Source organism: Sporosarcina sp. HYO08 (genome assembly GCF_001563475.1).
Taxonomy (GTDB): domain Bacteria; phylum Bacillota; class Bacilli; order Bacillales_A; family Planococcaceae; genus Sporosarcina.
Genome location: NZ_LPUT01000027.1, coordinates 284,107 through 303,572 on the forward strand (window position 1 = coordinate 284,107; position 19,466 = coordinate 303,572).

19 protein-coding genes, 5 tRNA genes and 1 other annotated feature are annotated in these 19,466 nt (G+C 41.8%); of the genes, 21 read left to right on the forward strand and 3 right to left on the reverse strand.

Translation table 11 applies throughout. The annotated features are described in order from the left end of the window. The 6 genes from ureC (at nucleotide 1) to AU377_RS10680 (ending at nucleotide 5,899) form a co-directional block, all read left to right on the forward strand. Nucleotides 1-1,713, forward strand: a complete 1,713-nt coding sequence (gene ureC / locus AU377_RS10655) for an urease subunit alpha (RefSeq protein ID WP_067407747.1) — start codon at nucleotides 1-3, stop codon at nucleotides 1,711-1,713. 76 nt (nucleotides 1,714-1,789) lie between these two features. Continuing rightward, nucleotides 1,790-2,233: an urease accessory protein UreE gene (locus AU377_RS10660; protein ID WP_067407748.1), complete on the forward strand. Its 444-nt coding sequence runs from the start codon at nucleotides 1,790-1,792 to the stop codon at nucleotides 2,231-2,233. Then, entirely contained in the window at nucleotides 2,175-2,915 is a 741-nt protein-coding gene (locus AU377_RS10665) for an urease accessory protein UreF (RefSeq protein WP_253724461.1), read from the forward strand. The genes AU377_RS10660 and AU377_RS10665 overlap by 59 nt, the downstream gene beginning before the upstream one ends. Nucleotides 2,916-3,296: 381 nt before the next feature. Next, nucleotides 3,297-3,932: an urease accessory protein UreG gene (gene ureG / locus AU377_RS10670; protein WP_067407749.1), complete on the forward strand. Its 636-nt coding sequence runs from the start codon at nucleotides 3,297-3,299 to the stop codon at nucleotides 3,930-3,932. Beyond that, nucleotides 3,907-4,743: an urease accessory protein UreD gene (locus AU377_RS10675; RefSeq protein ID WP_067407750.1), complete on the forward strand. Its 837-nt coding sequence runs from the start codon at nucleotides 3,907-3,909 to the stop codon at nucleotides 4,741-4,743. The genes ureG and AU377_RS10675 overlap by 26 nt, the downstream gene beginning before the upstream one ends. A 106-nt stretch (nucleotides 4,744-4,849) precedes the next feature. After that, nucleotides 4,850-5,899 (forward strand): DMT family transporter, encoded by a 1,050-nt coding sequence (locus AU377_RS10680; RefSeq protein WP_067407751.1) that lies wholly within the window; start codon nucleotides 4,850-4,852, stop codon nucleotides 5,897-5,899. Nucleotides 5,900-6,232: 333 nt separating this feature from the next. Here the strand turns inward: AU377_RS10680 and AU377_RS10685 are convergent, their stop codons facing one another. After that, nucleotides 6,233-7,075 carry a formate/nitrite transporter family protein gene (locus AU377_RS10685; RefSeq protein ID WP_082732011.1) on the reverse strand — a complete coding sequence of 281 codons (843 nt, stop codon included), beginning with the start codon at nucleotides 7,073-7,075 and terminating at the stop codon, nucleotides 6,233-6,235. Between the two features lie 321 nt (nucleotides 7,076-7,396). Here AU377_RS10685 and wrbA point away from each other — a divergent pair, with 321 nt between their 5' ends. The 5 genes from wrbA to AU377_RS10710 all read left to right on the forward strand — a co-directional run bounded on the left by wrbA (nucleotide 7,397) and on the right by AU377_RS10710 (nucleotide 11,754). Continuing rightward, nucleotides 7,397-8,008 carry an NAD(P)H:quinone oxidoreductase gene (gene wrbA, locus AU377_RS10690; RefSeq protein WP_067407752.1) on the forward strand — a complete coding sequence of 204 codons (612 nt, stop codon included), beginning with the start codon at nucleotides 7,397-7,399 and terminating at the stop codon, nucleotides 8,006-8,008. A 200-nt stretch (nucleotides 8,009-8,208) separates the two neighbouring features. Then, nucleotides 8,209-8,477 (forward strand) — a binding site (T-box leader). A gap of 57 nt (nucleotides 8,478-8,534) precedes the next feature. After that, nucleotides 8,535-9,398 carry an S-adenosyl-l-methionine hydroxide adenosyltransferase family protein gene (locus AU377_RS10695; protein ID WP_067407753.1) on the forward strand — a complete coding sequence of 288 codons (864 nt, stop codon included), beginning with the start codon at nucleotides 8,535-8,537 and terminating at the stop codon, nucleotides 9,396-9,398. Nucleotides 9,399-9,484: 86 nt separating this feature from the next. Next, nucleotides 9,485-9,781 carry a rhodanese-like domain-containing protein gene (locus tag AU377_RS10700; protein WP_067407754.1) on the forward strand — a complete coding sequence of 99 codons (297 nt, stop codon included), beginning with the start codon at nucleotides 9,485-9,487 and terminating at the stop codon, nucleotides 9,779-9,781. A 119-nt stretch (nucleotides 9,782-9,900) separates the two neighbouring features. Continuing rightward, complete coding sequence (locus AU377_RS10705) at nucleotides 9,901-10,620, forward strand: N-acetylmuramoyl-L-alanine amidase (RefSeq protein WP_067407895.1); 720 nt, start codon at nucleotides 9,901-9,903, stop codon at nucleotides 10,618-10,620. 75 nt (nucleotides 10,621-10,695) lie between these two features. After that, nucleotides 10,696-11,754: a P-loop NTPase gene (locus AU377_RS10710; protein WP_067407896.1), complete on the forward strand. Its 1,059-nt coding sequence runs from the start codon at nucleotides 10,696-10,698 to the stop codon at nucleotides 11,752-11,754. 161 nt (nucleotides 11,755-11,915) lie between these two features. Here the strand turns inward: AU377_RS10710 and gerD are convergent, their stop codons facing one another. Further along, on the reverse strand, nucleotides 11,916-12,563 hold the full coding sequence (gene gerD, locus AU377_RS10715) for a spore germination lipoprotein GerD (RefSeq protein WP_156450429.1): 648 nt from the start codon (nucleotides 12,561-12,563) through the stop codon (nucleotides 11,916-11,918). A gap of 144 nt (nucleotides 12,564-12,707) precedes the next feature. On the opposite strand from gerD, the gene AU377_RS10720 reads away from it, so the two are divergent. Next, nucleotides 12,708-13,400, forward strand: coding sequence for a KinB-signaling pathway activation protein (locus AU377_RS10720; RefSeq protein ID WP_067407756.1), 693 nt, complete (start codon nucleotides 12,708-12,710; stop codon nucleotides 13,398-13,400). A 29-nt stretch (nucleotides 13,401-13,429) separates the two neighbouring features. On the opposite strand, the gene AU377_RS10725 is transcribed toward AU377_RS10720, so the two are convergent. Further along, a complete protein-coding gene (locus tag AU377_RS10725) occupies nucleotides 13,430-14,095 on the reverse strand; it encodes a hypothetical protein (protein ID WP_067407757.1) in 666 nt (221 codons plus the stop codon). 187 nt (nucleotides 14,096-14,282) lie between these two features. Between AU377_RS10725 and AU377_RS10730 the strand changes: the two genes are divergently transcribed. From AU377_RS10730 to AU377_RS10770, 9 genes are all read left to right on the forward strand, one after another. Further along, nucleotides 14,283-14,357: transfer RNA gene (locus AU377_RS10730), tRNA-Asn, on the forward strand. A 7-nt stretch (nucleotides 14,358-14,364) separates the two neighbouring features. Continuing rightward, nucleotides 14,365-14,440 (forward strand) — tRNA-Thr (locus AU377_RS10735). A gap of 356 nt (nucleotides 14,441-14,796) precedes the next feature. Continuing rightward, nucleotides 14,797-14,871, forward strand: a tRNA-Glu gene (locus AU377_RS10740). Nucleotides 14,872-14,913: 42 nt separating this feature from the next. Next, nucleotides 14,914-14,998: transfer RNA gene (locus tag AU377_RS10745), tRNA-Tyr, on the forward strand. Nucleotides 14,999-15,011: 13 nt separating this feature from the next. Beyond that, nucleotides 15,012-15,086, forward strand: a tRNA-Gln gene (locus tag AU377_RS10750). Nucleotides 15,087-15,314: 228 nt separating this feature from the next. Beyond that, a complete protein-coding gene (locus AU377_RS10755) occupies nucleotides 15,315-17,048 on the forward strand; it encodes a bifunctional diguanylate cyclase/phosphodiesterase (RefSeq protein WP_067407758.1) in 1,734 nt (577 codons plus the stop codon). A gap of 78 nt (nucleotides 17,049-17,126) precedes the next feature. Further along, nucleotides 17,127-18,032 carry an arginase gene (gene rocF, locus AU377_RS10760; RefSeq protein WP_067407759.1) on the forward strand — a complete coding sequence of 302 codons (906 nt, stop codon included), beginning with the start codon at nucleotides 17,127-17,129 and terminating at the stop codon, nucleotides 18,030-18,032. Between the two features lie 155 nt (nucleotides 18,033-18,187). After that, complete coding sequence (gene sigW, locus AU377_RS10765; protein ID WP_067407760.1) at nucleotides 18,188-18,751, forward strand: RNA polymerase sigma factor SigW; 564 nt, start codon at nucleotides 18,188-18,190, stop codon at nucleotides 18,749-18,751. 11 nt (nucleotides 18,752-18,762) lie between these two features. Continuing rightward, the gene (locus AU377_RS10770) at nucleotides 18,763-19,389 is read left to right on the forward strand and encodes an anti-sigma factor (RefSeq protein WP_067407761.1); all 627 of its coding nucleotides are present in this window, start codon (nucleotides 18,763-18,765) and stop codon (nucleotides 19,387-19,389) included. The last annotated feature ends 77 nt before the right edge of the window (nucleotides 19,390-19,466 follow it).

A 19,466-nucleotide genomic window follows, 5' to 3' on the forward strand; every position in this document is an offset into this window, starting at 1 on the left:
GTGAAAATCAATAGACAGCAGTACGCGAATAGTTATGGTCCAACTGTCGGGGACAAGGTTCGCCTCGCTGATACAGATCTTTGGATCGAAGTTGAGAAGGACTATACTGTTTACGGAGACGAAACAAACTTCGGCGGCGGTAAAGTATTGCGTGAAGGTATGGGAGAAAACGGTACATACACGCGCAATGAAAATGTACTTGACCTTCTACTTACAAATGCACTTATTCTTGACCATACAGGAATTTACAAAGCGGATATCGGTGTGAAAGACGGTTACATCGTCGGCATCGGTAAAGGCGGTAACCCGGACATTATGGATGGCGTTACGCCAAACATGATCGTTGGTACAGCTACAGAAGTCATTGCTGCTGAAGGTAAAATTGTTACAGCTGGCGCAATTGACACACACGTACACTTCATCAACCCAGACCAAGTTGACGTTGCACTTGCTAACGGTGTAACGACTTTATTTGGCGGTGGAACTGGACCTGCGGAAGGTTCTAAAGCGACAACAGTTACACCTGGACCATGGAATATTGAAAAAATGCTTAAAGCAACAGAAGGACTTCCAATCAACGTTGGGATCCTAGGAAAAGGTCATGCTTCAAACCTTGCGCCAATTATGGAACAAATTGATGCAGGTGCAGCGGGTCTTAAGATTCACGAGGACTGGGGTGCGACACCAGCGTCGATTGACCGTAGCTTGACAGTAGCTGACGAAGCTGACATCCAAGTTGCTATTCACTCCGACACATTGAACGAAGCAGGATTCCTTGAAGATACACTTCGTGCAATTAACGGTCGTGTAATTCACTCATTCCACGTTGAAGGTGCAGGCGGTGGACACGCTCCTGACATTATGGCAATGGCTGGTCATCCGAACGTATTACCATCATCAACAAACCCAACAAGACCATTTACGATTAACACAATCGATGAGCACCTTGATATGCTTATGGTTTGTCACCACTTGAAGCACGACATTCCAGAAGACGTTGCGTTTGCGGACTCACGTATTCGTCCAGAAACAATTGCAGCTGAAGACATTCTTCATGACCTAGGCGTTATTAGTATGATGTCAACAGACGCACTTGCGATGGGCCGTGCTGGTGAAATGGTTCTTAGAACATGGCAAACTGCAGACAAAATGAAAAAACAACGTGGTCCTTTAGCTGAAGAAACAAACGGTTCGGACAACGTACGTGCTAAGCGCTATGTATCGAAATATACGATCAACCCTGCGATTGCACAAGGGATCTCACACGAAGTAGGTTCAATCGAAGAAGGTAAATTTGCTGACCTAGTTATTTGGGAGCCAAAGTTCTTCGGCGTAAAAGCAGATCGCGTAGTAAAAGGCGGTATGATTGCTTACGCACAAATCGGTGATCCAAGTGCTTCTATTCCGACACCACAACCAGTTATGGGACGCCGCATGTACGGTGCTCTTGGCACATTGATCCATGACACAAACATCACGTTTATGTCTAAAGCTGCTATTCAGAAAGGTGTACCTGAAAAGCTTGGTCTAAAACGCCGTATCGGAACAGTGAAAAACTGCCGTAACATCGGTAAAAAAGACATGAAATGGAACGATGTAGTAACGGACATCGACATTAACCCAGAAACATATGAGGTTAAAGTTGACGGAGAAGTTATCACATGTGAACCATTCGAGCAGCTTTCTATGGCACAAAGATATTTCCTATTCTAAAAGAAAAACAATTTACGTGAATTGTTGAACAATCTTTTATAGGCGACATTGTACAAAGATAAGGGAGGACAAAGGCTTGCTTATTACAAAAACGGCGGGACACCTCAACGATTTTGAGTCATCAAACAAGAAAATTGACTGGCTTGAACTGGAATGGGAAGACTTAAACAAAAGAATTTTGCGTAAAGAAACGGAAAATGGTACAGATGTTGCCATAAAGCTTGAAAGCGGCAGCACCCTCAGCTATGGGGATGTATTGTTTGAAGATGAAGATACGCTAATTGCCATTCGGACAAAGTTGGAAAAGGTATATGTCATTACTCCAAAGACGATGCAGGAAATGGGGAAAATGGCATTTGAAATTGGCAATCGTCACACGATGTGTATTATTGAAGACGATGAAATTCTCGTCCGTTATGATCAAACACTTGAGAAATTAATGGATGAAGTGGGGGTTTCCTATGAACAATCAGAGCGTAGGTTCAAAGAGCCATTCAAATACAGAGGGCATCAACATTAATCCTTCGTATCTGCATCTTATTCAAATCCATGACACAGCATTTCCAACTGGAAGTTTTGCCCATTCTTTCGGAATGGAAACATACATTCAAGAAAATGTCATTCGTAAAGAAGATGATTTACGGGAATTTTGCGACATGTATCTCCGTCAAAATCTTGCTTCAACGGATGCCATCCTAGTCAAGGAAGCTTATCGTCTTGCAAAAGAACAGGACAAACAAGGATTGATCCGTCTTGAAAATATCTGTCACGCCATCAAGCTATCCCCGGAAACAAGAAAGGGAAGCGCGATGATGGGGCGGCAATTTTTACAAACGGTACACTCGCTAAATGATGAAGAGTTACTGACTTTTTGGTATGAAAAATTAAAGAACAAGGAAATCAAAGGTCATTTTCCTATCGTATACGGTATTTATACCGCTCTGCTAGGCATAGATCTGAAGATGTCACTTGAAACATTTCTTTATTCATCCATAACTTCACTCGTTCAAAACGCTGTCCGTGCAATTCCGCTTGGACAGACAAGCGGTGTACAAACGATCTTTTCCTTGTTGCCAGTCATTCAAGAAACAGCAAGTCATGTGATGACCTTGGACCTGGATGATCTTGATAACAATTCAGTCGCTCTTGAAATAGCGTCGATGAAGCACGAGTTTTTACATTCACGATTGTTTATTTCATAAAAAACTGCGGTGACATGTCAAGAGGAATGATATTCCCTTTCGATTTGGAATCAATGGAGTCAAGTTCTTGGACATTCTTTAATACCTTGGTGTGAACGCCGATCAAGCAGCCTCTTTTATAAGTACGATCCCTGCTTCGAACCCGGAGCTATTATCCGGGTTCGAATAACAGGGGCCTAGCTTGTGTGAAGAAAGATTCGTTTGCAGAATAAGAACGGTCTTTTGTCTATGGTTATTCCCACAAGGAGAAGGAGATTTATACGAAACGACCTTCTAAGATTATGATTCAGGAATAGTCCAAAGCATCCAAATGATTGACATTTTTTTGTGTTTTATAGGTCTAATAAAGGGCCTAAATAAATCTACGAGGAGATTGTGAAAATGAAAACAATACACCTTGGCATTGGCGGACCAGTTGGTTCCGGTAAAACAACACTTGTCAGAACACTTTCAGAAGCACTGAAAGAAGAATACAATATCGCTGTTATTACAAATGATATTTACACGAGAGAAGACGCCAATTTTCTAATCAACGAAAAGGTACTTGATGCAGACCGCATTATCGGCGTTGAAACAGGTGGTTGCCCGCATACAGCGATCCGTGAAGATGCGTCAATGAACTTTGAAGCGATTGCTGAATTGAAACAACGTTTTGAAGATCTTGATATTATTCTTCTAGAAAGCGGTGGCGACAACTTATCGGCAACGTTTAGCCCTGAGCTAGTTGATGCATTTATTTATGTAATCGACGTTGCTGAAGGCGGCGACATTCCGAGAAAAGGCGGCCCTGGTGTTACACGTTCTGACTTCCTCATGGTAAATAAAATCGAACTTGCACCATACGTTGGCGTAGATCTCGACAGAATGAAAGATGATACGACAAAAGCAAGAGCTGGAAGACCATTTACTTTTGCGGACATTAAGACGAAAAAAGGTCTTGAAGACATTGTTGCCTGGATCAAATCTGATTTGTTTTTAGAAGGGAAATCCAATGAGTCTGCAACACAGTCTAGTTAAGCGACCGCAGCATAATGGCCGCTTGTCAATGAAATTTTCAAATCGCGGGATTAGAACGGTCATGGCGAACTGTTACCAGCTTCCACCGCTAAGAGCTAGTCGACCAATGTATCTCAATCCAGCTAACCGATCCGAGGCAACGGTATACCTAGTGGAAACATCAGGTGGTCTTGTTGCAGGCGACCAAAATGAATTTCAAATTGAGATTGAAGATGGAGCAGATGTCTGTCTCATTCCACAATCCGCAACAAAAATCTACCCTTCATTTAATGGAGAGTGGAGTTCGCAAAAAATGGATATATCCATCGGTTCCAAAGCAAGTCTTGCGATGAAAACAGAAGCGGTCATTCCTTTTGTGGATGCAAAATTCCGCGGGAAAACCGTCATTCATATGGCGCAAGATGCTACACTGCTTTGGGGAGACATTCTATCTCCCGGCCGTGATAAGCGTGGAGAAGTATTTCAATACAGTGATGTAAAAACAAATTTTCAAGTCTGGATGGAAGAGGAATGTTTGATTTACGACCCTCTCTTGTTTACTCCTGACCGCACGGAACTTGATCAAGTAGGCGTGCTAGAAGATCATTTATACATCGGCTCCATGTGGTTTGTTGCTCCTACGTTGGAGCAAATAGACATCAAGGCATTAAATGAAAAGCTTCAGCAGTCTGCACAAATGAAAGTAAGTGCCTCGGTGCTTGAAGGAAAAGCAGTGAATGTCAGATGGCTCGCGTCAGACCTAGTGTTGTTGAAAAAAGAAATGCACAACACATGGGATGAATTTGCTCGCTATATGAATAAACTTGCTTAAGAATTATTGAATTACACTCAAGTCTCTTCATGTTTCTAAAACAGTTGGGAAAAGTTTTAAGCTTTAAAAATCAACTAACTAATCTATCTTACTTGGAGTGAAACATATGGCTACTAATAGCGCTCAGGCAGCACAGCACGGTGGATCAAAAGGCCGTGCATACTTGATCTTGATCATCGGTATCATCGCACTTGCATTTACTGCCCCTTGGGTAAAACAGTCGAACTTCGAGCCAGCAACGTCGGTTATTCTTCGTGTTGGTCTTGGGATAATCTTTCTTCTGCCATTTTTCCTTAGAGAAATAAAAAAATTCGGTGCAATTAACAAAAAAGGGATTATGCTTTCCCTATTCGCAGGTCTATTTCTTGGAATTGACTTTACGGCATGGAATTATTCTATCTTCTACGTTGGTTCTGGTATCGCTTCAATCCTTTTGAATATTCAAATCATCATTTTACCAGCACTTGCTGCTATTTTTGACAAAGAAAAAGTTCCAAAAAGCTTCTTTATTATCGCTCCAATCATGGTATTAGGTGTTATTATTTCCGGTGGTGTCTTGGAAGGTAATGCACCGGCATCAGGACCTTCTACTGTATATGGCATGAATATTGCTGTACTTGGTACGATTGCTGGTACTATTTCTGGTTGTTGTTACGGAATCTATCTTTACACTAGCCGTAAAGCTTCACGCGTAAATAAAGTGGACCAGATCGTTCAACCAATGTTCTATGCGAACCTTGCTCAACTGATCGCTCCGACATTATTCCTAGGTTTCTCTGGACGCGGCTTCGATCTAACTCACGGAGTTTTAGTCAATGGCGCACTTCCAATGAATCCTGAAACTACTGTTGGTGATCCGATCACTGCTATGAACTGGTTCTGGATGATTGTTCTTGCTTCATTAGGTCAAGCTATTGCATGGACGTTTGTTCAGTATGGTGCAGTTCGTTTGGACCCTACAATTGTTGCGGGTCTACTATTACTCAGCCCAATTTCTACAGTTGCGATCATTGCCGTTGTTCTATTCGGTGAAATTCCATCGCCACTTCAAATCCTTGGTGTTGTCATTGTTCTTGCGGCCGTTGCCTTCCAGAATAATCTGCACAAGAGTTTGTTTAAGAAATCCAAAGGCGGTAAATCGACCGGAACCTCTTGATCGTTCCAACTATATAGGAACAAAGCCGATGCTTCCTCAACGTAGGGAAAATCGGCTTTTTTTTATGTCGAAATTCGATTGGCCAATTTCTCCACATTTTTAGCGGATTCCCTAATAGAATTTGTAAGTTATTATAGGATTCATCTATTATTGTATAAAATTATCTTAATTTTGTAAACCGTTTGCGATCTATATATAACGTCTATTTGGGATGCGTGTTTTGTTTGAGTTGGAGTCGATTGTTTCATTGTTGAATTGTCCAAAGCCCCTCTATCTAAGGGGCTTTGTGATGGGAAAATGAATTTGTAGTTATGGGAGGCTATGGATGAAAGATTACGAGTTTGGTTCATTGACTTTTACTTTTTGTGCTGTGGGACTTTTATGAGTGACAAGGTTTGCTTTAGTGATTAAATGCAAAGTGAGCCCTGTTAAAAGAAAACCACTTAAAAAATTACCAATAGTTACTGGTATTTGGTTCCAAATCCACCAATCTGTCATTGAAATATTTGCTCCTAGTAACATGCTTGTCGGGATCAAAAACATATTAACGACGGCGTGTTCAAAGCCATGGGCAAAAAATAAAAAAATGGGCAGCCACATTGCAACAATTTTTCCGATCGTCGATTTTGATGTGAATGCCATAATTGCACCGAATGTTACCATCCAGTTGCATAAGATCGCTTTCACAAAAGCTAAAATGATCCCATCTGTTCCAAGTGACTTGTATTCAAGTGTTTTACTTTCTGCGATGTTTATCACCTTCTGAATGATTGCTGTATCTAAGGCATGACCGAATTTCGTTACATAAATTACAAATAAGAACGCATAAAAAATACTACCTATTAAGTTTCCAAGGAATGCCCAGAAAAAGTTATACAGGATTTGTGGAAGCGTTGTCATATTTCTAAAAGCTGCGATTGGAAGCAATGCGAAATTTCCGGTGACAAGCTCAAGATTGAGCAATAGGATCATGACAAATCCAACGGGAAACGCTAAAGCACCAACAATGTCGAGATTCGTTTGTGTCGCTGCGGTAAAGGCAAGTGTCGTGGAAAGTCCTAAAAAAGCGCCTGCCAATCCTCCTTTGATCAGTAAATCGCGAATGGGTAATCTTGACTTTAGCGCACCGGCTGCAGCAACGTTACGAACAAGTGCTTGAGGCTTGATATAGTCCATGAAAGCCGCTCCTATCCACAAATTTAGCTTCACTTCTAATGGGTGAAAAATATTTGTTTTCCTATGGAAATAACGGTAATTAATAAATTCTGACAAATGTCATAATACTACATACTTGCTTCTTGGCGTGTGATGTAAATCACAGATAATGGTCATTTCGATTCAGGTTGGAAGTGGACATAAATAAAAATCAATATCTTGAAATCGAGATTTATGAGTTGAAACACTGTTAGATAAATACCTATAGGAAGCGAGATCAAGAAGGTGTAGTAGATGAGGTTTTTGGACAGATTATGAAAGAGATCAAAGGAGATGAAAGATATGACAAATGTCAAAGCGGCAGTAATTTTTTACAGCATGGGTGGAACAAACTACCAATTGGCGAAGTGGGCTGAAGAGGGTGCAACAGTAGCGGGCGCCGAAGTAAGGGTATTGAAAGTTCAAGAATTAGCCCCTGAATCCGTCATTCAAGGAAATGAAGGGTGGAAAGCAACAGTAGAAGCAACGAAAGATGTTCCAGTTGCGACTTCTGAAGATCTTGAGTGGGCGGACGCGATCATCTTTAGCGTACCGACACGTTTCGGAACGATGCCTTCCCAAATGAAACAATTCCTTGACTTACAGGGCGGGCTTTGGGCAAGCGGGAAAACAGTGAACAAAGTAGTGAGCGCAATGACTTCTGCGCAAAATCCGCACGGTGGACAGGAAGCTACTTTACTATCGCTATATACGTCCATGATGCACTGGGGTGCAATCATTGCAACGCCAGGCTACACAGATCCAGTATTGTTCGGCGCGGGTGGAAACCCATACGGAACGAGTGTAACTGTTGGCCAAGATGGTAAAATGGTGGAAGATGTTGAAGGTGCAGTAAAACATCAGGCAAAACGTACTGTAACCGTTGCAGAGTGGGTTAAAAAAGGAAATCAATAAAATTTTTTAAAGGGTGCTGGCAACTGGCACCCTTTTTATTTTACATACATGCTGGAAGTGCCAGGCACTTTATTTTCGGCTCTTCGTTTTATCGATACAATGGCTTTAAGTTTAAACGCGGCATGATGTTCCAGCAATACTTGCATATAGAAAATTTTTATTGTATCATTCAACTTAATGAAAAAAGTCAATATATTCTTTCAACGACATTGAAGAGAAAAGTAGGATTACTTATTTTGTACAGAAAGCTTCGGGTGCTGAGAAGAAGCAAAAGTAATAATCTGAAAAATGGTCTCTGAGTCTCGCGCTGAACGTTTTTGTAACGAGTAGGTTAGCGACGAGTGTTGGCTACTCGTTATCAAAGCCACAGTATAAAGGGAGGCTTTACTAGTCCCGTGTACTTGATGAGGCCGTTTGCGCGAGCGGGCGGTGAAGTAAGGTGGAACCACGTGAATACCACGTCCTTATCATTATGATAAGGGCGTGTTTTTTTATCCTTAAAATTTTACTAAAGGAGCGATTTACGATGACTAAAAGACATATCGTGTTACAAACAGATTTTGGCATAAGTGATGGGGCAGTGAGCGCAATGTATGGTGTTGCAATTTCAGTAGATCCTTCTTTACGTATCTTCGATTTAACACATGATATTCCACAATACGATATTTGGGAAGCATCTTATCGTTTGTATCAAACGATTTCCTACTGGCCAGAAGAGACGGTGTTTGTTTCGGTAGTCGATCCTGGCGTAGGAACGGATCGCCGAAGTATTGTTGTAAAAACAGCTGAAAATCAATACATTGTCACACCCGATAATGGAACACTTACACATATACAATCTGAAATTGGGATCGTTGCTGCAAGAGTCATCGACGAATCGGTCAATCGATTGCCTAAGTCGGGAGAATCGTATACTTTCCATGGCCGAGATGTCTACGCCTACACAGCGGCAAGATTGGCGGCTGGTATTATTACATTTGAAGAAATAGGAGCGGAAGTTTCGTTGGATTCTGTGATCCAATTGGCAAAAATGGAACCCGTAGTAAACGAAGGTGGTGTGACTGGAAATATTGATATTCTCGATATTCGCTTCGGCAATCTTTGGACAAATATTGATCGATCCCTATTCAAACAGCTAGATGCCAATCATGGCGATTCATTTGAAGTAACGATTCAAAACGATGTCCGTCAAGTATATAAGAATATTATGACGTATGGCAGATCTTTTGCAGACAGTCGTCGAGGTGAACCGCTTCTTTTTGTCAACTCATTAGATAAGCTTGGCGTTGCCATTAACCAAGGATCTTTTGCGCAAGCATACCATATTGAAACAGGTTACAAATGGAAGATTTCCATTCGTAAATTACTGGAAAACAGCTATACGCAATAAGTTTTTTTAACTCCTGTTACTTTTTTATGTAGATTGACGACACTTATGATAAAGTGAACACATAGGAAAGAACTGGAGGGTTTTTGATGAAAGAAATCTCAGCAGCTGAAGTGCAAGAACGTCTAGAAAGAGGCGAAGCATTGCATGTCATTGATGTACGAGAAGATGATGAAGTCGCGGCAGGAATCATCCCAGGTGCTGTGCATATTGCACTTGGAGAAATCCCCGAGCGCAAAGATGAGCTCACAAAAGACAAAGCGTATATCCTTGTTTGCCGTTCTGGCGGACGCAGCGGCCGGGCTTGTGAGTACTTAGCTACAGAAGGCTATGATGTCACCAATATGGTTGGCGGTATGTTGGATTGGGAAGGTGCAACTAAATAAAATGAATGGACTGTCCGGGAATGATTGGCTCTTCCTTTTGGGACAGTCTTTTTCTTATTCCAAGGTGGACATAACTTCTGATTTCACCGCGTATATTGGAGCAAAAAGGCGGTGTGTATATGAAACGGTTGGTCATCATTGGTATTTTATTTGTATGTACACTTGGAATCGTTTTGTACGGTGTAAAGGCTTCCTCTTCTGACCGCAATTTTTTCATGCCGGCAGAATTGGGTGGTGTGAAAATTGTCATTGATCCTGGTCACGGTGGGTTGGATGGCGGAGCGAATGTTGGAGAGGTTGTCGAGCGGGATATTACACTTAGCATTTCCCATTTATTGAAAAAGAGGTTAGAAAAGAAAGGTGCAACAATTATCATGACGCGCATGAAAGAAGGAGATGCATTGGCGGAGCATGCACCGAATGAAGAATTTGGAACGACGCGCTCGCGAAAGCTAGCTGATTTAAAGTTGCGGGAAACGATAGCGACGAAAGAGAAGCCCGATATGTTCATCAGTGTGCATGTCAATGCAATACCAGAAGAAAGATGGCGGGGAGCACAGGTGTTTTATCATCCGGGAGGGCATCCGGACGGAGAGTTATTAGCCAAATCGATTATGTCCACATTCCAAGAGAACTTAAAAAATACAGATCGTGTTGCGATGGCGATCACAGGTGTGTATTTGTTGAAAAAAGTACCAACGCCTGCGGTTCTTGTTGAGACTGGTTTCATATCTAATCCTGAAGAACGCGAATTGTTAACAGATCCATCTTATCAAGCGAAAGTGGCCGATGCTATTGCCGAAGGAATTGTAAATTTCCAAATGTCTGAAAAAAAGTGATGGTCATCACGGAGTAAGTGAAAGGCATTATGTTATAATCGGAGGTGAATGATTAATCTGCAAGGAGTGTCGATTGTGATAAATGAACAAGAAGTACGTGAATTACTCGGTCAGTTGAAGGATCCGTTTTTACATAAAACGCTTGCTGAAACAGATGGTATTACAAATGTTTCGATTAAGCCTGAAAAGAAGCATGTGAGCGTTAAAATAGCGATTGCGAAGATCAATACGGCAGAGCAGATGCCCCTTCAAATGACAGTTGTTGAGCAATTGAAAGAAGCCGGTGCAGATACAGTTGGTATTCGATTTGAAGAACTGCCAAAAGAAACATTAGAGAAGTTCAGGGGATCCGCTACAGTATCAGAAACGCAAGATCTCTTGTCCCCTTTAAATAATATCGAATTTATTTCAATCGCATCGGGTAAAGGTGGAGTAGGAAAGTCAACAGTTTCTGTTAACTTGGCCGTTGCGCTTGCACGTCTTGGGAAGAAAGTCGGTCTCATTGATGCAGACATCTACGGCTTTAGCGTTCCAGACATGATGGGTGTCGTAGAATCACCTGTCGTTCAAGGAGATCGGATCATTCCGGTTGAACGTTTAGGCGTAAAAGTCATTTCAATGGGCTTCTTTGTAGATGATAATGCGCCGGTTGTCTGGCGAGGTCCAATGCTTGGAAAAGTGTTAGACCAATTTTTCCGGGATGTTGAGTGGGGTGAGCTAGATTACCTTCTTCTGGATCTGCCGCCAGGAACAGGTGACGTTGCACTGGATGTCCATCAAATGATTCCAACGTCGAAAGAAATTGTTGTCACAACGCCGCATCCGACAGCTGCATTTGTAGCAGCGCGTGCTGGTGCAATGGCACTACAAACGGATCATGAATTACTCGGTGTAATTGAAAACATGTCGTGGTTTGAATCTAAGCTAACCAGCGAACGTGAATTTGTCTTTGGGCAAGGCGGCGGGGTACGACTTGCCGAAGAGTTGCGGACGGAGTTATTAGGTCAAATTCCTTTAGGTCAACCAGATTGGAATGACGAAGAATTCGCTCCTTCTGTCTATGGTGATGACCATCCAATCGGACAAATTTACACAGACATCGCAAAGAATATTTTAAAAAAGACGAAAAAGTAAAAAGTGAATCTACTCTCATAAGAGCGTCTCACTGCCTGTAAGTGGATTAAGTCCAAAAAGAGAAGACAAAGTCGTTTTTTGACTTTGTCTTCTCTTTTTAAAATATACAGGATAAGCAGCGGGTGCAAGGGATTGGTCAGATGGCAAAATCAGGTGAGTGATTAGCCCCCACCCCCACCACCACCAGATTTACCGCCACCGCCGGATTGGCCACCACCATCTCCACCACCACCACTTTGACCGCCGCCCTGGCCACCGCTCTCTCCAGGCTTCCCTTCTCCTGCTTGTAAAATGAGCTCCTGCCATTTTGTCTGGAGCAATGGACTATTAATCGTTTCTTCAATCGCTTTTTCCAAATGTTCTTTCATGTTTGCCGATAAGATGACTTTCTCCATTTGCTTTTGCATATCTGGTTGTCCGAAAAATTCTTCCATTTCTTTTTGAAAAGAGGAGTCGCTCATGAGTGCTTTCATAACATCTTGCTGTTCTTTTTTCATGCTTTTGGCAATTTCTTCTTTGAATTTCGGATCTTCAAACGTTGTTTTCCAAAAATCTTCACCCTTTTTAGAAAGCATTGTGTCTTCAATAGCTTGTTTAATTTCTGGGTGTTCTAAAATGAGAAGCTCCCGAAATTCTGAATCCGAAAAAAGTTGGCGGATCGCTTTTTTTCCTTCATCTGTTTGTAGGGCATCCGACATCATTTTTTTCATATCATCATAGGACGGTTGCTGCTGATTTTGCTGTGGCATCGTGCATCCCGTTACAAGCAAAAGAAGTAATAGTAAAGAAAATACGTACCTGATTCTCACGGAAATCGAATTCCTTTCCTTTGCAATTTAACATTATTGTTCACAAGTATGACTGCGAATATGCATGGAACTTGCATAGGAAATAGATTTTTTAGAAAAATGTTGTTAAACTAGTAGAAGCAAGAAAAACGGAGGAGCATTGGTGTGACAATAAGAAATTGGGTGAAATTCTTTTTAACTGCATTACTCATTGGAGGCTCCGTGACAGCGGTCGTTGGCTTAATCGTCCGTTGGGAGTTCTTTTCGCAATATGTATCAAGCGGGGAAACTTGGCAATTTATAGGGGCGCTTATGTGGATGATTTTTCTTGGCTTCACGATGAGTGTCGTTGCACAAATGGGCTTTTTTGCTTATTTGACTGTTCATCAATTCGGCGTCAATCTTTTTAGAACATTAACGTTATGGAACTGGGTACAGCTTTTGATCATTGCGGTTGTTTTATTTGACCTTATATTCTTCCGATTCCAGTTGACATCTGGGGAGCCGGGGCGTACGCTGCTTTATTTACTGTTACTTTTTACGCTTGTAGGGGTTTCCGTTGTTACGGCCATTTTAAAAGCAAAGTGGACAAAAAAGCATACCCTGATTTCTGCGCTGTTCTTTATGATTGTCATTACGACATTAGAATGGCTGCCGGCATTAATGGTAAGATCGGGCAATATTGACACGTGGGTAACGATTTTATTATTCCCGCTTCTTGCCGTAAATGCTTATCAATTATTAATGTTGCCGAAATATAATAAGCAATCTGAACAAGACGTAGCAAGACGGGACAAGCGCCGAAAAGAAAGAAAATCTGCTGAGCAGAAAGTAATAAAAGCAATAAAAGCAAAGTAAAAGCATGTCGCGCCATACGCGACATGCTTTTACTTTGGAATTTTTTTCGTTTTCACAGTTGTGCTAAATAAAACATCTTCAAGTGGCTTAAAAGTTCTCTCCCCGTATAGCTGTTTGATGTCGGTTAACGGAGTGCGGTCTGAACGGTGGTGTGAAACTGAAATGATTTCCCCTTCTTTTACAGGAGGAATCGCACCGCCGTTCCAGTGAATAGTTGAACCAAGCGCGTTAACTTCTTCCTTCCAAAGTGTTTGTCGAAGCGTTTGAGGGAACACCTCATCCATCGTGCGGAACCATAAAGGCTTTGAATCAAAGAAGCTTTCGAATTGCTTTAGCTGCTCCGTAATGAGAGTGGGATTTTGCTCGTAATCTGCTCCGCTCGTTCCAAGAAGGCCGACCGGGATATTCTTTTTGTTAATCATTTTCACGGTTTCCGGAAACCGTTTTGCCCAATCGACATCAATGAAAAGAAAAGGGTAGGGTGGATTTAGATCTTGTATCCAGCTCTCTACTTCCTGATCCCCGAATGAGATATTAACGGTTAAGGCCGAGCCGCTTGTCCCCCGTACAATGACGGCAGGTTCGTCTGTTGCACGGAAAACGGAGATAAGCGATTCTTTTTCGGGGAATTGAGGGAGCAGCAAGAAGATCCCAAAACTAAGAATGATAATGATCGCATATCTTTTTTTTCGCATAAAGCTCCCCTTTGTCCACAGTGTATAATACTTTATGAGACAGGCTTGACGAATATGCCGCATGGTGGTACTATAAAAAAGTCGTCAGCGAGAATGACAAGCTGCAATGAAAAAATCACAAAAAATAGTTGCAAAAGATCTTTTTCTTGTTATAATTGAATTTGTTGTGATGCAAATATGATATTATTCCGCAGTAGCTCAGTGGTAGAGCAATCGGCTGTTAACCGATCGGTCGTAGGTTCGAATCCTACCTGCGGAGCCATTTATATGCTTCCATAGCTCAGCAGGTAGAGTGCTTCCATGGTAAGGAAGAGGTCGCCGGTTCGAGCCCGGCTGGAAGCTCCAATATAGAAGTTAACATGATGCGCTTTCCTAAAATGGGAAAAGCGATTTTTTTATTTTAAGGAATAATTTAAGTAATGGTTTAAAAGCCAGCGGGAAAACAATGCATTGTTTTCCCGCTGGCTTTTTGAATTAAGAAAGAATAAATGATGAAGATTATTCGCTTGGAATCCTTTCAATACGATGAAGTTTCAACCCGAGTATGGCTATTTTTAGTGGAATTTCTTAGTTTGTTTACTTGGTGAGAAGAATTAGAATAGTCGGATTTAATTTACTTTAATTTTATGCTTGCACCATTCGACGATATTTGCTAATATTACATTTGTACTGTTCGAGACGGACATGACATCAAAAATAATGGCCCCTTGGTCAAGCGGTTAAGACACCGCCCTTTCACGGCGGTAACACGGGTTCGAATCCCGTAGGGGTCACCATTTTATACGAAATGTATATTATTTACTTCAATAGGTTATACTGGTGGGGTAGCGAAGTGGCTAAACGCGGCGGACTGTAAATCCGCTCCCTCCGGGTTCGGCGGTTCGAATCCGTCCCCCACCACCATTAATTTAATCACTGGGGTATAGCCAAGCGGTAAGGCAACGGACTTTGACTCCGTCATTCGTTGGTTCGAATCCAGCTACCCCAGCCATTTTCTGTATTTGCTTTACCAAACCATGTTTATAAATGATACTTAAGAAATCCTTTTCCTTCGATGAAAAGGGTTTTTTTCTTTTCGTCAAAAGTATCTAATTATCGACAAAAGAATACAAAAAGTGAAAAAAATATGCTGTTCATTGTATAATAACAAGTATTATAGACTGGCAGATTGGCGGAAAAATATGCGGTCGTTCATGTTTATTGAAAGAAGGCGGATTGGATGTATGAAGACGATAGGATGATGCGGAAGCTGATTACTTCCGCAAATGGAAAAGGTTCGGAAAAAGAAATCCAAGACATTATTCATGCGCTTAATCAGTTTGCTATTATCGCAATTACAGATAGCGCGGGAAAGATCCTTTTTGTCAATGATCTATTTGTTCAAATATCGAAGTACAGTTCAGAAGAGTTAGTAGGAAAAACGCATCGTGTCATTAACTCAAAACATCATCCACCGGAGTTTTTCGAAAAAATGTGGACGACGATTCGCAGCGGAAAAACATGGCGCAGTGAAATTCGAAATCAGGCAAAAGATGGAACATATTATTGGGTAGATTCGACGATTGTTCCTTTTCTCGATGAGAAAGGGAAACCCTATCAATACATATCCATTCGATCAGATATTACGGAAAAGAAAGAAACGGAAGAAATGATCCGTCATCTTGCTTATAATGATCAGTTAACGAGTTTACCGAATCGCATATCCTTTCGCAAAATTGTCGAGACTGAAGTTAAGAAAGCAAAAAAGAATGGTGAAAAACTAGCTCTCGTTCAAATTAATATCGATCGCCTACGCTATGTGAACGACTCTTTTGGATATGAAGCAGGCGATTTTATATTGTCTATTGTTGGCAATCGATTGAAAGATATGCTGCAAGATGGTCATGTTGTAAGTAGACTGTCGGGGGATCAGTTTGCGCTGCTCTTGAAAGATATTCGAGATGAAGCACACGTTGAAGAAATAATGACGGAAATCCATCGTCACTTAGCGAAACCGATTTCTTTGAAAGGACAATTATTTTCCTTATCGTTTAGCAGTGGGGTTGCTTTATTCCCAGACCATGCACACAAGGCGTCGGAGCTTTCGATTAAATCGGAAAATGTGCTTTACGAATTAAAGGGGAAGGGTGGCGGTGGCTACGCTATTTATGTGCCCGGTTCAGCCACATCGACTCTTGAACGCAGACTAATTGAAAACGAGTTGAGTAAAAGTGTTGAGCTTGGTCATTTTTATCTTGATTATCAACCAAAAGTGAACTTAGTGACGAATCGGCTCACTGGTGTTGAAGCGCTTGTGAGGTGGGACCACCCAGATCTAGGTCGGATTGCTCCGAACACTTTCATCCCGATGGCAGAAGAGACAAAGCTCATCGTACCACTTGGGGAATGGATTTTACGGGAAGCCTGTACGCAAATGAAAAAGTGGCAGGATAAGGGGTTGGATGGATTCCGTGTTGCGATTAATATGTCGACCTTGCAACTAGAAGAATCGACAATTATAGATACTATAAAAATGATTTTAAAAGAAACAAAAGTCAAACCGGAAAGAATTGAAATTGAAGTAACAGAAACAGCTTTTGCAACGACAATGAGTGTGCGGTGTACAATTCAACAGATTAGGGCGCTAGGCATTACAGTTGCCATTGATGACTTTGGCACGGGCTATAGTGCTTTTAGTTATATTAAAGAATTGCCTGTTGATACGCTCAAAATTGATATGTCCTTTATTCGCGATATTCATGAGAATGAAAATAGTCGGGCGATTGTCAAGGCGCTTGTAACGCTGGCGGATACAGTTGGTTTGAATATTATCGCGGAAGGCGTTGAATATGAAAAACAAGTCGGTATTTTAGCGGAGTTGGGCTGTCAGGAGGGCCAAGGCTATTTGTACAGCAAGCCAGTATCCCCGGATGAACTAGAATTCTTCTTTCGACAATATGCCTGCGATGTATAAATATGAAAAAGAATGTCAAGTTGAGCCATTCCACGGTTCCATTTACAATAAACATATTGAATGGAAGGGGAGTTGGAGTTGAAACAATTGAAGATTTCTTTAATTGGCGTACCGTCTGATTATGGACAAAGTCGTCGGGGTGTCGATATGGGGCCGAGTGCCATTCGTTATGCAGGGGCAGTCCAAAGATTAGAAGCAATCGGTCACCAGGTAACTGATGAAGGTGACGTTTCAGTTTGCGCGGTAGAGAGTAGAGCGCATGAAGACTCGAAACTGAAAAATTTAGATGAAGTCATTCAGGCATGCTCACAACTTGCGGGGAAAGTGTCCGAAGTTGTGAAAGTCGGACGTTTTCCGCTCGTGTTAGGCGGGGATCACAGCATTGCAATTGGTACAATTGCGGGACTGACGGATCATTACGAAAATCTAGGCGTCATTTGGTACGACGCGCATGCCGACATCAATACAGCTGAAACATCTCCTTCCGGCAACATTCACGGAATGCCGCTTGCAGTCAGTCTTGGATTGGGGCATGATGCACTCGTTAACTTACACACAGATGGTTCAAAAATAAGACCTGAAAATGTCGTGATTATCGGGGCTCGCTCGGTTGATCCAGGAGAGCGTGAACTGATCAGAGAAAAAGGGATCAAAGTCTATACGATGCACGAAATTGACCGAGATGGCATGACTGCTGTCATGCAAGATGCTATTTCTTATTTGAAGGCAAGAAAAGTGGATGGTTTACATTTATCTCTTGACCTGGACGGCCTTGATCCCTTGTATACGCCAGGTGTCGGGACGCCTGTACCTGGCGGAATTAGTTACCGGGAAAGTCATCTTGCAATGGAAATGCTAGAAGATAGCGGACTTGTTACTTCGGCTGAATTTGTGGAAGTCAATCCGATTCTTGACGAAAAGAACAAAACAGCGGACGTAGCGGTTGGGTTAATGGGGTCCCTATTTGGTGAAAAACTTTTATAACGTAAATTGAGAATCTTATCCTATTCGTTGGGTAAGATTTTCTTTTTTTGGGTAAACCGTTAATTCTTTGGTAAAATAACAATAGGAAAGTGAAACTTGTTGCCACCTTCATACGTATAGAAGGAACAACCGCAGAGAAGCGGGGGATGAGATATTTGAATGAGATCGTCAATAAAAAAATAAATGAAGTGTTAAAAGGGGATCAGGATGCATTTGAAGAAATTGTAACCTTATTTCAGCATCGGCTGTATCACCTTTGTTACCGCATGTTAGGAAATGCACAAGAAGCCGAAGACATCGCACAAGAAGCATTCGTTCGCGCATACATGAATATTCATAGCTTTGATCAAAAAAGAAAATTCTCGACGTGGATTTACCGAATTGCTACGAATTTGTGTATCGACCGAATTCGAAAAAAGAAGCCCGACTATTATTTGGACGCAGAAGTACCGGGAACAGAAGGCCTGGACATGTATTCACAACTTGCTGCGGCTGGGGAATTACCGGAAGATGAAGTGGTCAAAATGGAAACACAAGAACGAATTCAATATGAGATTAATCGGCTTCCAGATAAATACCGTTCTGTTATTATTTTGCGGTATATTGAAGAATTGCCCCTTCAGGAAATTGCCGATGTTTTAGAAATGCCGCTTGGCACTGTCAAAACCCGTGTACACCGTGGAAGGGAAGCACTTCGGAAACAGATAGGTACAATGTAGGAGGGAATAATATGAATACGTGTTCGGAACAAATTATCCAATCTATGCACGCGTATTTAGACGGTGAGTTGAGCCGCGAAGAAGAGCGGATCCTAAAGGAACATTTAGGTCGTTGTACAGATTGTCAAAAGTTAATGGATGAGTTAGCAGAACCACTAGCACTTTTTAAAAATACAGTCCCGGTCAGAGCACCGGAAGGCTTTGTGAACGGGGTAATGGCGCGACTGCCGAAGGAAAAATCACAAGCCGGCTTTCAGCGCTGGTTACGGAATCATCCGCTATTATCTGCGGCGGCTTTATTTTTCATATTAATGAGCGCATCTCTTCTTTCCAGTTACGATAATGATCAGCAGTTTTCCGTTACGAAACAACCTAATTTAATCGTTGAAGGAGAAACGGTTATTGTACCGGAGGGAGAGGTTGTTAAAGGGAATGTCGTTGTTAAAAACGGAGCGTTGCGGGTGGAGGGTGAAGTCGACGGAGATGTGACGGTCATCCACGGATCCAAATATATGGCATCCACAGCAGTCGTGACAGGCAAAAGCGAGGAAATTGACGAAGTATTTGACTGGCTTTGGTATAAATTAAAAAATATGCTTAAAGACGTCATGCCTTCGACAGGAAAACAAGACGACTAGTGCCTTTTAATGGGCTAGTCGTTTTGTTTCGTCATTTGAGAGAAGAAAGTCATTGGACTGTTGTGATATACTGATGC

Excerpts from the sequence above, each read along its gene's own strand:
- AU377_RS10685 (WP_082732011.1), bottom strand. The coding sequence starts at position 7,075 with ATGGACTATATCAAGCCTCAAGCACTTGTTCGTAACGTTGCTGCAGCC.
- ureG (WP_067407749.1), top strand. The coding sequence starts at position 3,297 with ATGAAAACAATACACCTTGGCATTGGCGGACCAGTTGGTTCCGGTAAA.
- AU377_RS10770 (WP_067407761.1), top strand. The coding sequence starts at position 18,763 with ATGAATACGTGTTCGGAACAAATTATCCAATCTATGCACGCGTATTTA.
- AU377_RS10755 (WP_067407758.1), top strand. The coding sequence starts at position 15,315 with ATGTATGAAGACGATAGGATGATGCGGAAGCTGATTACTTCCGCAAAT.
- AU377_RS10695 (WP_067407753.1), top strand. The coding sequence starts at position 8,535 with ATGACTAAAAGACATATCGTGTTACAAACAGATTTTGGCATAAGTGAT.
- AU377_RS10675 (WP_067407750.1), top strand. The coding sequence starts at position 3,907 with ATGAGTCTGCAACACAGTCTAGTTAAGCGACCGCAGCATAATGGCCGC.
- wrbA (WP_067407752.1), top strand. The coding sequence starts at position 7,397 with ATGACAAATGTCAAAGCGGCAGTAATTTTTTACAGCATGGGTGGAACA.
- AU377_RS10705 (WP_067407895.1), top strand. The coding sequence starts at position 9,901 with ATGAAACGGTTGGTCATCATTGGTATTTTATTTGTATGTACACTTGGA.
- AU377_RS10725 (WP_067407757.1), bottom strand. The coding sequence starts at position 14,095 with ATGCGAAAAAAAAGATATGCGATCATTATCATTCTTAGTTTTGGGATC.
- AU377_RS10665 (WP_253724461.1), top strand. The coding sequence starts at position 2,175 with ATGAACAATCAGAGCGTAGGTTCAAAGAGCCATTCAAATACAGAGGGC.
- AU377_RS10700 (WP_067407754.1), top strand. The coding sequence starts at position 9,485 with ATGAAAGAAATCTCAGCAGCTGAAGTGCAAGAACGTCTAGAAAGAGGC.
- AU377_RS10680 (WP_067407751.1), top strand. The coding sequence starts at position 4,850 with ATGGCTACTAATAGCGCTCAGGCAGCACAGCACGGTGGATCAAAAGGC.